This is a genomic window from Streptomyces sp. NPDC043427, assembly GCF_056436655.1.
In genome coordinates this window covers 10,456-23,441 of the sequence record NZ_JBWKCC010000055.1, presented here as the reverse complement: position 1 = coordinate 23,441, position 12,986 = coordinate 10,456, and the positions used below count along the sequence as shown (strand labels likewise).

The 12,986-nt window shown below is 71.0% G+C and carries 11 protein-coding genes and 2 pseudogenes; 3 read left to right on the top strand and 10 right to left on the bottom strand.

Translation table 11 applies throughout. The features are described from left to right. Positions 1 to 171: 171 nt before the first annotated feature. Positions 172 to 546 (top strand): VOC family protein, encoded by a 375-nt coding sequence (locus tag AC067M_RS45155; protein WP_478702813.1) that lies wholly within the window; start codon positions 172 to 174, stop codon positions 544 to 546. Between the two features lie 96 nt (positions 547 to 642). On the opposite strand, the gene AC067M_RS45150 is transcribed toward AC067M_RS45155, so the two are convergent. The 7 genes and pseudogenes from AC067M_RS45150 to AC067M_RS45120 form a co-directional block, all read right to left on the bottom strand. After that, positions 643 to 1,200 (bottom strand): peptidase inhibitor family I36 protein, encoded by a 558-nt coding sequence (locus AC067M_RS45150; protein ID WP_478702812.1) that lies wholly within the window; start codon positions 1,198 to 1,200, stop codon positions 643 to 645. Positions 1,201 to 1,430: 230 nt separating this feature from the next. Then, on the bottom strand, positions 1,431 to 2,222 hold the full coding sequence (locus tag AC067M_RS45145) for an alpha/beta fold hydrolase (protein WP_478702811.1): 792 nt from the start codon (positions 2,220 to 2,222) through the stop codon (positions 1,431 to 1,433). After that, complete coding sequence (locus AC067M_RS45140; RefSeq protein WP_478702810.1) at positions 2,212 to 2,799, bottom strand: TetR-like C-terminal domain-containing protein; 588 nt, start codon at positions 2,797 to 2,799, stop codon at positions 2,212 to 2,214. The genes AC067M_RS45145 and AC067M_RS45140 overlap by 11 nt, the downstream gene beginning before the upstream one ends. Before the next feature lie 48 nt (positions 2,800 to 2,847). Continuing rightward, complete coding sequence (locus AC067M_RS45135; RefSeq protein ID WP_478702809.1) at positions 2,848 to 3,033, bottom strand: hypothetical protein; 186 nt, start codon at positions 3,031 to 3,033, stop codon at positions 2,848 to 2,850. A gap of 68 nt (positions 3,034 to 3,101) precedes the next feature. Beyond that, a pseudogene (locus tag AC067M_RS45130) lies at positions 3,102 to 3,205 on the bottom strand (IS5/IS1182 family transposase); the annotation flags it as partial. 67 nt (positions 3,206 to 3,272) lie between these two features. Further along, on the bottom strand, positions 3,273 to 3,803 hold the full coding sequence (locus tag AC067M_RS45125; RefSeq protein WP_478702808.1) for a hypothetical protein: 531 nt from the start codon (positions 3,801 to 3,803) through the stop codon (positions 3,273 to 3,275). A gap of 303 nt (positions 3,804 to 4,106) precedes the next feature. Next, positions 4,107 to 4,319: pseudogene (locus tag AC067M_RS45120) on the bottom strand (transposase); the annotation flags it as partial. A 90-nt stretch (positions 4,320 to 4,409) separates the two neighbouring features. Here AC067M_RS45120 and AC067M_RS45115 point away from each other — a divergent pair. Beyond that, a complete protein-coding gene (locus AC067M_RS45115; RefSeq protein WP_478702807.1) occupies positions 4,410 to 4,706 on the top strand; it encodes an ATP-binding protein in 297 nt (98 codons plus the stop codon). On the opposite strand, the gene AC067M_RS45110 is transcribed toward AC067M_RS45115, so the two are convergent. After that, the gene (locus AC067M_RS45110; RefSeq protein WP_478702806.1) at positions 4,699 to 6,018 is read right to left on the bottom strand and encodes a jacalin-like lectin; all 1,320 of its coding nucleotides are present in this window, start codon (positions 6,016 to 6,018) and stop codon (positions 4,699 to 4,701) included. The two genes, AC067M_RS45115 and AC067M_RS45110, sit on opposite strands and share 8 nt — an antisense overlap. Before the next feature lie 539 nt (positions 6,019 to 6,557). Between AC067M_RS45110 and AC067M_RS45105 the strand changes: the two genes are divergently transcribed. Next, positions 6,558 to 7,070: a hypothetical protein gene (locus AC067M_RS45105; protein WP_478702805.1), complete on the top strand. Its 513-nt coding sequence runs from the start codon at positions 6,558 to 6,560 to the stop codon at positions 7,068 to 7,070. A gap of 97 nt (positions 7,071 to 7,167) precedes the next feature. On the opposite strand, the gene AC067M_RS45100 is transcribed toward AC067M_RS45105, so the two are convergent. Both AC067M_RS45100 and AC067M_RS45095 read right to left on the bottom strand, forming a co-directional pair. Next, entirely contained in the window at positions 7,168 to 9,624 is a 2,457-nt protein-coding gene (locus tag AC067M_RS45100; protein ID WP_478702804.1) for a SpoIIE family protein phosphatase, read from the bottom strand. A gap of 67 nt (positions 9,625 to 9,691) precedes the next feature. Beyond that, the coding region (locus AC067M_RS45095; protein WP_478702803.1) for a HAMP domain-containing protein at positions 9,692 to 12,986 on the bottom strand (3,295 nt) is incomplete at its 5' end.

The window sequence follows — 12,986 nt, the reverse complement described above, 5'->3', positions numbered from 1 at the left end:
GGCAGGGCTCCGCCCTGCCGCCCTCCTCCGCCTTGCGACGCACGGCACCGGACCCCGCTCCCTGATCCGGCCTGATCCAAACGAAAGACCCTAGGCCAAAGGGTTGCCGTCGTTGGCCGGAAGAGCTCTATTGCGTTGCCCGGTGATCAAGGTGTGCACAAGACTCCCCGCATGACCTCAGCCATCCGTCACATGACGATCCACTGCGCCGACGCCTACACCCTTGCCACGTTCTGGTCCCAGGTGCTGGGCCAACCGTTGCACGAGGACGACCACCCCGGAGACGAGGAGGCGCTGATCGAGGGCGCCGGCCTGCTCTTCGTCACCGTGCCGGAGGCCAAGACCGTCAAGAGCCGCATCCACGTCGACCTCCAGCCCCAGGACCACACCCGCGACGAGGAGGTCGCCCGCCTCCTCACCCTCGGCGCGACCCAGGTGTCCGACCAGCGCAGGCCGGACGGCAAGGGGTGGGTCGTACTCGCGGACCCGGAGGGCAACGAGTTCTGCGTGGAGCGGAGTGCGGGGGAGCGGGAGGGCGGGGCCTGAGCCCCCTCACATGACCCCGCGGGCCGGTCCGCTCGCTGTGGCGAGGAGACCGGCCCGCGGTTGTCGTCGTGCGCTGTTCCTGTCGGGTGTTCGTCGTCAGGCGGCTACTGAGCTTGCCCAGTCGTTGTAGACGCCGAGGTTGGAGCTGTAGGAGTTGGGGCCGAGGGAGATCTGGCCGCCACGTCCCCCCTCGTGCTCCGCGAGCCAGGCGTACGAGTCCGACTGGCGGTTACGCCACGACGAGGTTTTGTCGCTGAAGTCGTACTGGTTGAGGTTCTGCCAGGCGTAGTCCCGGAAGATGAGCCGGCGTCCGCCGCCGTTGATGTGTTCGTACAGGCACGTCCAGCCGCTCGCGCAGGCCGGCAGGGCCCGGACGTCCGCGCTCCCGCGCAGCAGGGGGTCCGTGGCGCGGGAGTAGCCAAGCGCCTTGTCCGCCTCCTCGTGGGTCTTGAAGCAGCGCACGTCGGTCCTGGAGTACACCACGCAGCTGCGGGCGTCGCCCCAGCCGTCCTGCTTGAGGTTGATCGACCGCTGCCCGAGGGTCGCGACGGCGCCGTCCGCCGTCGGGGCGGCCGCCGTCGCCGCCGGACCGGTGAGGAGCACCCCAGCCGCTGTGAGCAGAGTGGCTGTGAGCACCGAGCTGACTTTCTTCATTGTTCCCCCTTGCTTGGCTGTGCGGGGCCGGTCTCATGCGCTCATGAGTCGACTGCACGCCAGACCACTCGTTCCCCCCTGGCGCGTCGCCGCCTGGCCCCTGGTCATGTGCATGTCTATTGCGCGGTTGTTGAGTGGGCAAGGAGGTGCGCACTTGATCGTTTCTTTGGCTTGAAACGGTCCCTGATCCCGGTGTCACGGCGGGGGCGGCTGCGCTGCCCCTTGTGGCGTCAGGGCTTCAATGTCTCCGTCAGCTGCTCCGCGAAGGCGACGGGGTGCTCGAGGGGGCCCAGGTGACCGCCGGGGAACTCGGTGAAGGCGCTGTGGGTGGAGGCGGCGAGGAACTGGGCCGTGCGGTGCAGGAGTTGGCCGCGAGAGTCGGTGCCGGTGGCCACGGTGAGGTGGGTGGCGCGGAGGCCGGGGGAGGGGATGTAGGACGTGAAGGGGTGCAGGACGTGGCGGAGCATGAGTGCCATGGGCTGCATCAACTCCTCCTCCCTGGACAGGGGTTGTCGCGGCTCGTTTTCGTCGTCCTGCGGCCCCCGGTCCGTCAGGACCGCGGTCATCCGCTGTGCCGCCGCCGCGAGCCCGGCGGTGCGGTAACAGTCGCACACGCTTCGAAACTTGGCCTGTTGCTCCGCTCCGTCGGGCAGGATCCCCACCACCGGCGGCTCGTGGACGACGACGTGGCGGAGGCGTTCCGGGTGCCGGGCGAGGAGGTCGAGGGCGGCGACGGCGCCGGAGCTCGTGCCGAAGACGAAGGCGGAGTCGTCGTGGCCGAGGACGGCGTCGAGGGCGCGGGCCGCGCCGTCGCTCCAGTCCTCGACGCGCTGGTCGGAGACGGCCTCGCCGAGGCGGCCGTGGGCGAGGCCGAGCGGGTCGTAGGTGACGACGGTGAAGCGGTCGGCTAAGACGTCCGTCATGGGGTCGAGTCCCATAGGGTGACCGGCGCCGCCGGGGATGATCAGGAGTACGGGCCCGTTGCCGCGTATGTCGTAGTGGTCGTCGAAGTCAGTCGTCATCGGTCTTCTCCTCATGGGGCCAGTGGGTGAGTGCCACGTGCAGGGCGTCGACGGCCCGGTCCCAGGACCTGCGCACGTCGCGGGGGGCGCCGAAGCCGCCGGTGGCCTCCAGGGCGCAGTAGCCGTGGAAGGTGCTGCGCAGCAGGCGGACGGCGTCGGTCAGGTCGGGTTCGGTCAGGCCGTAGGCGCGGAGCATGCCGTAGGTGATCTCCATGGTGCGGCGCAGGGCGGGGGAGGCGGCGACGAGGGCCTGGTCGACACGGATCTGGGTCGCCGCGTACCGGCCGGGGTGCTGGAGGGCGTAGTCGCGGTAGGCGCCCGCGAACGCCGCCAGCGCGTCCTTTCCGGCACGGCCGGCGACGGCGGTGGCGATGCGGTCGATCATCTCGCCGCCGGCGAGGAAGGCCATCCGGGTGCGGAGGTCGTTGAGGTTCCTGACGTGCGAGTACAGGCTCGCGTCCTTCACACCGAAGCGGCGCGCCAGCGCGGACACCGTGACATTCGCGAAGCCGACCTCGTCGGCGAGGTCGGCGGCCGCCGCGACGACCCGTTCGGTCGTGAGGCCGGCTCTGGGCATGGGACCACCACCTTGCATGCCGGAAACCTAGGGGTTCTAGGAAATAGCCTAGTGCACGGCGGACGGCGGCAACGGGAAATAACGGCCGCCGCGGTGGGAGAGGGAGTGGTGCGCGCCGAGCCGCTTCCCCGACTCGGCGCGCTGAAGAGTCATACGCTCATCGCGGCCGAGTTGTTCGAACGGGCCGGTGAGGATCTCGCGCACGGCAGCGTCGACGTCGTTGCGCGGCCTCACCCACGTCCCGCGTACTCCACGAACTCCGTCCACGCGGTGGGGGAGAGGGCGCGTTGCGGGCCGGTGCGGTGCTTGCTGCCCGGCCGTGCGCGGTCGACCGGGCTGGGACCGCCCTTGGGCCCCTGCGGGCGGCCCGGACATGGGAGGAGTCGATGACCGCCCGGGACCAGTCCGGTGCCAGCAGTCGCTCGTCGTGATCTCTCGAAGCGAAGGTTGAGCGCTCTCACCGAAGACCGGGATCAGGTCCGGCGGCGTCGGTAGTACGCATATGTGAGAACCAGAAGCAGCGGACCCCATAGGTTCATCAGTCCGCTCATCACCATCGCGAGGACGTCCCAGCCCTCGTCGTACGGCCAGGCGGCCGTGCCGACCGTAGCGGCCTCGTACAGCCAGTGGATGCCGATCGCGGTGAAGAAGAGGCCGCCTAAGGTTGCGGGGACGATCGCGGCGGCCGGCGGGATGCGTCGCCCGCCCAGCCTCGGCACCCAGAGCGGAACGACCTCGCCCCAGCGGCGGACCAATCCGAAGCTGAGCAGCGCGAGAATCTCGGTGAGGACCGTCAGCCCGATGACATAAGGGGCGTTGTACCAGGCAGGGGGCAGGGGCTCTTTGCCCATGCCGTACCCGAAGGCGAATGGCAGTCGCCAGATGCCGACGGGCAGTACGACCAGTGGGATGGCGTGCGCGACGCGCTCTGCCCAGGCGGGCACGCCGTCGTGGGCAAGGCCCGTCGCTTCGGAGTTCGGGTGGGGGTGCCTTGTTGTCGTCATGCATCCAGACTGTCGGGACGCATGACGGCGCGGATCGTCTCAGAGGTTGACCTTGTGTCCGCCCCGCGGCGGAGCAGGGTTCAACCTCCGAGATGATGAGGGCGGGGTCTCGCGGCTTGGGACCGCGACGAACCCGCCTGCCGGCAGCCCCGCCTCGATCTTCCGCGAGGGTCCGCCGACGGGGTCGGTGGACCCTTTCGCTTCCGGAGCTGAGGGTGGGGCCCGGCTGTCGCGTCGGGTGGTCGCCGGGCTCCACTGCCCGGGGCGGGTGATGCTGTGGTCGAGACGCTGAAAAGTTGCTGGTCAGCCGGGTTCAGGCAGAAGCGCGAGTCGTTCGAGGGCGGCGGTGATCTCGCCGGTCCAGGGCCAGTGCTGGGTGAGGCGGAGAATCCTGCGTCGGCCGGTGGTCACCAGCTGAGCGGCCGCGGAGGACAGGCGGAATCGCAGCCGGCGGGGTGCCCAGAGCCGGGTCTGGCCGGTCAGGACGAGCATGGGCGACCAGGCCAGCAGGTCAAGGGGGGGAGCTCCGCCCCGCGCGGCGCCTGGCTCGCGCGGCGGCTGGTCGCCCACCACATGGACGGCTGGGGGTACGCCCACGGAGGCGAGGTGAACGAGGACGTGGCCCTCGTCGTCGCCGAGCCGGCCGCGAACGCCGTACGGCACGGGCGGGTACGGGGGCGGGACTTCCGCGTCGGCTTGACGCGACTCGGGGGCGTGGTGCGGGTGGAGGTGGCCGACGCCCGGGTGGACCGGCTGCCCGTACGGTCCCCGGAGCCGGGTGAAGGCGGGCGCGGGCTCGTGTTGGTCGCCGCGCTGGCGGAGGAATGGGGAGTAGACCTCCGCCCGGGCTCGGCGTACAAGGCCGTGTGGGCGGAGGTCTCCCTTCGGGTGCGCGTCAGTTGATCGGCGCGTACAGCACACCCAGCTTGTCGACCTCGTCGCCCGAGCGGCCCGTGAAGCCGACGATCTGCCAGCCGGAGGGGGCTGTGAAGGTCTTCGTGTCGGAGGTCGGGGTGCCGGAGGAGACGGTGCGGCCCTTGTCCGTGGTGAAGGTGGCGGAGAAGAGGCGGGTGCGTTGGTTCTTCTGTCCCTGCGTCAGCTTGACCGAGGTCAGGTGCTCGCCCGCCCCGAGCGTCAGGGACGTCGCCGTGCCGCCCGTGCTGCCGTGGGCCAGCGTCGTACCGCCGTCATGCGTGAGCGACACCGCGTCGAGGCGGGAGGCGCCTCGCAGGGTGAGGGTGCGCGGGGACACGGTCGACGGCAGGTCGTCGGCGTCGGTGAAGGCCGTGCCGTGCGGGCCGCCGATGAAGTCGCTTGCCCGGAGGGACGAGTTGAGGGTGTAGGAGAAATCGGTCGTGTGCGGGAAGTGGTCCGAGAGGTTGCCGCCCGAGGAGTCCAGGAACGACGCCCACTCGTTGTTGTAGCGGGTCGCGGTCAGGGACAGGAGCTTGCTGCCGCGGTAGAGGATCTTGTCGACGACCTCGCAGCCGTTGGTCGGGGCCGTCGTGGGACACAGGACAGGGTCGGCGCCCTGGGCCGGCGGTGTGCCGCCCTTCGCCAGCTTCACCCAGGCGTCCGTCAGGCCGTTCTCGTCGACGAGGGTGCGGATGTTGTCGCCGGTCCGCGTGTACCGCGTGTTCGTGTCGCCCATCACGATCACCGCGTTGCCCGCGGAGTTCGACTTGATGAAGTCCGACAGCTGCTTGACGTTGGCGCGCCGGGCGGCGAGGGCGTCGTCCGAGTCGTCCGCGTTGGTGTGGACGTTGTAGAGGTCGACGAAGACGCCCTCGGCGAGACGGACCCGGGCGAGGGAGAAGCCCTTGGGAGTCAGGCAGTTGGTGCCCGTGCACTTCTGCCACTTGACCCGCTCGAAGTCCTCGAAGGGCAGGTCGGAGAGGGTGTTGAGGCCGTCACCGAAAGGCACCCCGCCGCTGGTCGCCGTGCGGTACGGGTGGTCGTCGCCCGCGTACAGCGCCGCGTGGTAGTTGAAGTCCTCCTGGACGTTGACGATGTCGTACCGCGCCAACCGCGGTGAGATCAGCGGGGTGTTGGTCGCCGGATGGCCGGAGCTCAGGCCCTCCGGCAGGCCCGCGACGTTGTACGTCAGGACGTTGAAGGTGCCGGTGGTGGCTGCCGCCGCAGGGGTCGCACCAGTGGCGGCGAGGCCGGTGAGGGCCAGCGCGGTGACCGCGAGGGTGCCGATCATTCTTCTCATGGGGGGTGTCTCCGACGAGGAGGAAGGGACGAAGGGAGGAAGGGACGGAGGAAGGAAGGTGAACGGAGCTCAGGTTCGGTGGCAACCAGTGTGACGCACAAGGTCAATTGGGGGAACAGTGAGAGGCGTGGCTGCCCGCCGTGTCCGGTGAGTCCCGTGATCGCCTCGCGGTCGTTCAATGTTCATGTTTCGCGTCGATTCTCCTCACGCGGCGCAACAGCGCCGTAGAAGGCAGCCGTTGCACGCAGCGGCATCCAGGAGGCGCTTCATGGGACACGGGCACGCGCACGGACATCACCCCCACGGACACGATCACGACCACACCCACGACCACGTCCACGAGGAGGTCTCCGCCCTGCCCGCCGCTTTCGACGCCGCCGTGCCCGACGAGGCGCTCGCCCTCGAGCAGCGCTCGCGCCGCTCGCTGCTGCGTCGGGCGGGGCTGCTGGGCGCCGGGCTGACCGCCGGAAGCGTTCTCGGCGCCACGGCGGCCGCCGCGCCCGCGCCCGCCGCCACGACCCGGTGTGGGTCCTGCCGTCATGACGCCGTACGCCCTCACGGTGGACGCGGGGCCGCGAGACCTGCGCGCGGCCGGTCACCTGCTCCTGACGCTGGCGGCCGAACTCGCCCTCCCTGAGGGCACGTTCGGCTGCACACACCTGGTGCGGGACGGCCGGCCGCGGGTCGCGCTGTCCTTCACGGTTCACTCGGAGCCGGTGCTGCGCGGCGCCCTGGAGTGGCTCGCGACCGAGGGGCACGAGGTGGCGGACGGGGCCCCGGACGCCGTCGGCCGCGCGGTGCTGTACCCCGGGGTGACGGCGCTCGTCGGCACGCTGACGATCGCCCAGACGCTGGCCGCCTCGGCGATCGACCGGGTGGCGGTTCTCGGCTCACCGGAGGGGCCGGCGCCGGATGCCCGTCTGGTGACGCGGGGGCATGTGCGGCCGCAGTGGCAGGAGGGTCAACTCGTCCTGTCCGTCATGCCCGCCGCGGGCGGCACACTGGTCCCCTTCGAGGTCCCCGACCCGACGCCGTGCTGCGCCGACCACTGAAGGAGGTGCGGTCACCGCCCGCGCCGAGGACGGCGCGGGCGGTGCACGGTGTCGTCCACGGGCCGGGGGAACTCTCCAAGAGGCACGACCGTGCTCCTCACCCCACCCGGATCCCCACGAGGCACGTGTCGTCGTCCGTGTCCGACCGGCTGTAGGTCAGCAGACGGTCCAGCTGGTGGTCGAGCGTGGCGGGGGCCGCGCGGGCGGTGGTGAGCAGATGGGTGAGGGACTCCTCCACGGACCGGTCCCGGCGTTCGATCAGGCCGTCCGTGTACATCAACAGGGTGTCCTCGGCGTCGAGTTGGACTTCCTCCTCCTCGAACGCGACCTCCGGCAGCACGCCGAGGAGCATCCCCTTGACCAGGGGCAGGGGAGTCGCCTCTGCGCCCCGGACGAGCACGGGCGGCAGATGGCCCGCCCTCGCCCAGCGCAGCGTCCGCCGAACCGGGTCGTACAGACCGCACACCGCCGTCGCGGTGACCGCGCCCGTCAGGTTGTGCGCCACGATGTTGAGCCACGACAGCAGCTGCCCCGGGCCCGCTCCGGTCACCGCCAGGCCGCGCAGCGCGTTGCGCAGGACGACCATGCTGGTCGCGGCCTCGATGCCGTGACCGGCCACGTCTCCCACGCACAGCAGCACCAGCCCGGACGGCAGCACGACGGCGTCGTACCAGTCGCCGCCCACCAACTGCTCGGTCTCCGCGGGCCGGTAGCGGACGGCCACCTGGAGGCCGGGCACCCTGAGCGGTGCCTGGGTGGGAGGCATGATGGCGTGCTGCAACTGCAGGGTCAGCCGGTTGCGTTCGCTGGCCTGCTGCTCGGTGTGCGCCAGCTGGTCGCGGGTGGCGGCGAGCGCCACCTCGGTCCAGTGCTGGGCCGAGATGTCCTGGCACGCCCCGCGGACGAGCAGGAGCCGGCTGTCGGTGTCCAGCACCGGTTCGGCGACGACCCGGATGTGACGGGTCACCCCGTCCGGCCGCTGCAGCCGGAAGGCCGCGGAGGACGGCCGCCGGTGATGCAGCAGCGTGCGCAGGAAGCGACGGATGGAGACGCCGTCGTCCGGGTGGGCATGGGCCGGCAGCTCCTCCAGGGCCACCGGCGTGCTCGTCTGCGGGCGCCCGAAGAGGTCGAACAGCTGGCCGTTCCAGGTGATCTCGCCGGTCAGCACGTTCTGCTCGAAGCCGCCGATGCGGCCGAGGCGCTGGGCATGCTGGAGCAGGCTCGCCAGTCGGGCCGTCTCGTCCTCGATGCGCCAGATGAACAGCACGGCGGTGCCGTGCCGGCTGACGCTGATGTCCGCGACCGCCGAGAGCGGCACCTGGTCGACGAGGGCGGTCAGGTTCATCCGGCGGGCCCTGAAGGGCTCACCGGTGGCGTACACCCGCTCGATGCGCTGGAACAGCTCGCTGTCCCCGGCGGCCATCGGGTACGCCTCCAGCAGCAGCGCGCCGCTCACCATCGCACGCGGCCGGCCGGCCGGATCCAGGAAACGGCTGTTGACGTGCTGGATGCGGAAGTCCACCAGATGACCCGCCCCGTCGAGATGCGGCACCAGGACCAGGGCGGGGTCGTGCAACCCGTCCGCCAGGTCCATCAGTTCCGCCGCGTCGGGCACCAGACGCGGCTCCTGGGCGGGACCGTGCAGCAGCGTGTACGTCTCCAGCGTGTGAGCGCACAGCTCGGCCAGTGCCTCCACCTGGCGCACGATCTGCGGGGGCTGCTCCGGCAGGGGCGCCGGCCAGGCGATCTCCAGCACGCCGTGGATGCGTCCTCCCACGCCGGCGGGTACCGCGGCCCGGCCGCCGTCCGGATGGTGGTGCAGGCCGATGCTGGGCAGCCCGGTCTCCGCGAGGGACGTGATCCACTGTCCCGTGCGTTCGGTGAGGCCGTGCCGGGCCACCGTCGCCACGTGCGGCGGGACATAACGCCAGCGCGTGGCCTCCGCCGGGGAGAACCCGGCGCTGCCCGCCAGGGTCAGCGACCCGTCGGAACCCGCGGCCCAGATCGCCACGGCCACCGCGCCGAGCGGACGCAGCGCCTGCTCCAACAGCGCGTCGGCGACCGCCTGGGTGTCGTCCGCCGCCAGCGCGCCGCTCTCCGCCGCGCGCAGGCGTACGGCGGCCGACTCGGCGTCCGCCTCGTCGGCGGCCCTGGTGGCGGCCAGGAACGCGTCCGTCACCTCCGACATCCGGTCGCGGGCGGCCTGGTTGATGACATCGACCGCGAGTTCCAGGGGAGTGACCTGGGCCTGCTCCGCCAGTTCGCCGAGCTGCCGGGCGGCCTGGGCCGGCCCGCACCTCAGCCGTTCGACGAGGATGCCCTTGGCGAGTTCGATCAGGGCCCGCCCCTCGGCCTCCGCCTGCGCGGCCCGTACTTCCCGGCTGAGCCGTTCCACGGTCGCCGCCAGCCTGCCCACCGGCGAGGCGGTCGCGGCGCCCGCGACATCCGCGGGCGAACCGTCGGACGTCGCGGGCGGGGAGGACGCCGGGGCGGCGGTGGATTCGGGTTTCGGCTCGTCCTGACCCGGTTCGCGCGGATGCTCGGACATGCTCACGGTGTGGATGCTCCTCGGCTGGAACGCCCTGGGGCGCGGAACGGGAGGCGCTGGGTCAGGGGCGTACTCATGAGGGCAGCCAGCGGCGGACGCAGGCGATGAGGTCGCGGGTGTCGACGGGCTTGGTGACGTAGTCGCTGGCGCCCGAGGCGAGGCTCTTCTCGCGGTCGCCGGGCATCGCCTTCGCCGTGACGGCGATGATGGGCAGGTCGGCGTACTGCGGCATCCGGCGGATCTCGGCGGTCGCGGTGTAGCCGTCCATCTCCGGCATCATCACGTCCATCAGAACGAGCGCGACCTCCGGGTTGTTCACCAGCGCCTCGATGCCCTTGCGCCCGTTGTCGGCGTGCAGCACCCGGAAGCCGTGCAGCTCCAGGATCCCGCTGAGCGCGAAGAGGTTGCGCGCGTCGTCGTCGACGACGAGGACCGTACGGCCGCCCGGCTCGTCCTCGTCGACGGAGTACGGCGCCGCGCGCGGCGGCTCCTCGGGCCTGACCAGGGACAGCACCTCCCCGGGCTCCTCGGCCGACAGGTGCAGGGCGATGCGCTCGCGCAGTTCGTCGAGGCTGGAGAGGAACTCCAGCGCCCCGCCCGCCGTGCGGGACCGCAGCGCCTCCTCCACACTCGCGTCCGTACGGTGACCGCTGTGCACCAGCACCGGAACGCTGGCCAGCGCCGAGTCGCCCTCCAGGGCCTGGAGGAACTGCGACGCCTCACCGTCCCGCAGGCCCAGCTCCACAATGACGCAGTGGCACGGTTCGGCCGCGAGGGCACCCGCCGCCTCCTGCGCGCCGACGGCGGTGATGATGTCGACCGAGGGCCGCTGCCCACCGTCCTCCCGGCCGTGCGTCAGATCGGTCACGACGCTCTCCGCGACGAGGGTCAGCAGACCGCGCGGCCGTTCCTCCACGACCAGCAGACGCCGGGGCCGCGGCCCCGGCCCCGTCTGGGCCACCGGCACCGCTCGGGCCGGCCCCTCCAGGAGGGCCCCCGGCGAGGACAGCTCCGGGGTTCTGCCGTGGCCGAGGAGATCCTCGAAGTCGGCCCGGGCCACGGGCAGGAAGAGCGTGAACGTGCTGCCCTGACCGGGCATGCTGTCCACCGTGACGGCACCGCCCAGCAGATGGGCGATCTCCCGCGTGATGGACAGACCGAGACCCGTGCCGCCGTACTTGCGGCTCGTCGTGCCGTCCGCCTGCTGGAAGGCGCCGAAGATCGTCTCCAGGTGCTGCTCGGGGATGCCGATGCCGGTGTCCTTCACCCGGAACGCCACCACGGCCCCGCCCCGCAGCACACCCTCGGGCACCTCGTCGTCCGCAGCCGGCTCGATGCTCAGCTCCACGCTGCCCCGCTCGGTGAACTTCACGGCGTTCGACAGCAGGTTGCGCAGCACCTGCCGCAGCCGGGAGTCGTCCGTGAGCAGGTCCGCGGGCGCGCCGGCAGCGGTCGTCACCGTGAAGTCGAGGCTCTTCTGCGTCGTCATCGGCCGGAAGGTGGCCTCGACGTACTCGATGAGCTGCCGCAACGCCACCCGCTCGGGCGTGACATCCATCTTCCCGGCCTCGACCTTCGACAGGTCGAGGATGTCGTTGATCAGCTGGAGCAGGTCCGAGCCCGCGGAGTGGATGATCTGCGCGTACTCGACCTGCTTCTGGGTGAGGTTGCGGGAGGGGTTCTGGGCCAGCAACTGGGCCAGGATGAGCAGGCTGTTGAGCGGGGTGCGCAGCTCGTGGCTCATGTTCGCCAGGAACTCCGATTTGTACTTCGAGGCCAGCGACAGCTGCTGGGCCCGGGTCTCCAATTCCTGCCGCGCCTGCTCGATCTGCAGGTTCTTCGCCTCGATGTCCCGGTTCTGGTCCACCAACAGCGAGGCTTTCTCCTCCAGTTCCGCGTTGGAGCGTTGCAGCTCCTCCTGCTGCACCTGCAACTCCGCCGAACGGGCCTGGAGTTCACCCGTCAGACGCTGTGACTCGACCAGCAGCTCGTCGGTACGGGCGTTGGCCACGATGGTGTTGACGTTGACGCCGATGGTCTCCATCAGCTGCGCCAGGAAGTCCTGGTGGATCTGGGTGAAGGCGGTGACGGACGCCAACTCGATGACACCGAGGACCTGGCCCTCGACCACGATGGGCAGCAGCACCAGCGCGGTCGGCACCACCTGGCCGAGCCCGGAGGAGATGGTCACGTAGTCGGGCGGCAGCTCGTCCACCGTGATGGTGCGCCGGCCGCGCGCGGCCTGGCCGACCAGGGTGCGGCCGAAGGGGATCCGGGCGGCCCGGGTGTCGTCGTCGGGGTAGCCGTAGGAGCCGACCAGCCGCAGCTCTGGCCCGTCGTCGCCGTCCTCGGCCAGGTAGAAGGCGCCGTACTGGGCCGACACCAGCGGCACCAGCTCGTCCATGATCAGCTCGGCGACCACGGGCAGGTCGCGATGGCCCTGCATGAGGCCCGAGATCCGGGCGAGGTTCGTCTTGAGCCAGTCCTGCTCCTGGTTGGCGCGGGTGGTCTCGCGCAGGGACTCCACCATCGAGTTGATGTTGTCCTTGAGCTCGGCGACCTCGCCCGACGCGTCCACGGTGATCGAACGGGTCAGATCGCCCTCGGCGACGGCGCTGGCGACCTCGGCGATCGCGCGGACCTGCCGGGTCAGGTTGCCCGCCAGCTCGTTCACGTTCTCCGTCAGGCGCTTCCAGGTGCCCGACACGCCCTCCACCTCGGCCTGTCCGCCCAGGCGTCCCTCGGTGCCGACCTCGCGGGCGACCCGGGTGACCTCGTCGGCGAACGCCGAGAGCTGGTCGACCATCGTGTTGATCGTCGTCTTGAGTTCGAGGATCTCGCCGCGCGCGTCCACGTCGATCTTCTTCGACAGGTCGCCCCGGGCCACCGCGGTCGTCACGAGCGCGATGTTGCGCACCTGACCGGTGAGGTTGTTGGCCATCGAGTTGACGTTGTCGGTGAGGTCCTTCCAGGTGCCCGCCACGTTCGGCACGTGCGCCTGTCCGCCGAGGCGTCCCTCGGTGCCGACCTCGCGGGCGACGCGGGTGACCTCGTCGGCGAACGCCGACAGGGTGTCCACCATCGTGTTGATGACGTCCGCCAGCGCCGCGACCTCGCCCTTCGCCTCGACCGTGATCCGCTGCGACAGATCGCCGCGCGCCACGGCGGTGGCGACCTGGGCGATGGAGCGGACCTGCCCGGTCAGGTTCGACGCCATCACGTTGACGTTGTCGGTGAGGTCCTTCCACGTGCCCGACACGCCCCGCATCTGGGCCTGTCCGCCGAGGCGTCCCTCGGTGCCGACCTCGCGGGCGACGCGGGTGACCTCGTCGGCGAAGGCGGAGAGCTGGTCGACCATCGTGTTGATG

Bases quoted from the DNA above. Each gene is read 5' to 3' on its own strand.
- AC067M_RS45155 (WP_478702813.1), top strand. From the start codon at position 172: ATGACCTCAGCCATCCGTCACATGACGATCCACTGCGCCGACGCCTAC.
- AC067M_RS45150 (WP_478702812.1), bottom strand. From the start codon at position 1,200: ATGAAGAAAGTCAGCTCGGTGCTCACAGCCACTCTGCTCACAGCGGCT.
- AC067M_RS45145 (WP_478702811.1), bottom strand. From the start codon at position 2,222: ATGACGACTGACTTCGACGACCACTACGACATACGCGGCAACGGGCCC.
- AC067M_RS45140 (WP_478702810.1), bottom strand. From the start codon at position 2,799: ATGCCCAGAGCCGGCCTCACGACCGAACGGGTCGTCGCGGCGGCCGCC.
- AC067M_RS45125 (WP_478702808.1), bottom strand. From the start codon at position 3,803: ATGACGACAACAAGGCACCCCCACCCGAACTCCGAAGCGACGGGCCTT.
- AC067M_RS45110 (WP_478702806.1), bottom strand. From the start codon at position 6,018: ATGAGAAGAATGATCGGCACCCTCGCGGTCACCGCGCTGGCCCTCACC.
- AC067M_RS45105 (WP_478702805.1), top strand. From the start codon at position 6,558: ATGACGCCGTACGCCCTCACGGTGGACGCGGGGCCGCGAGACCTGCGC.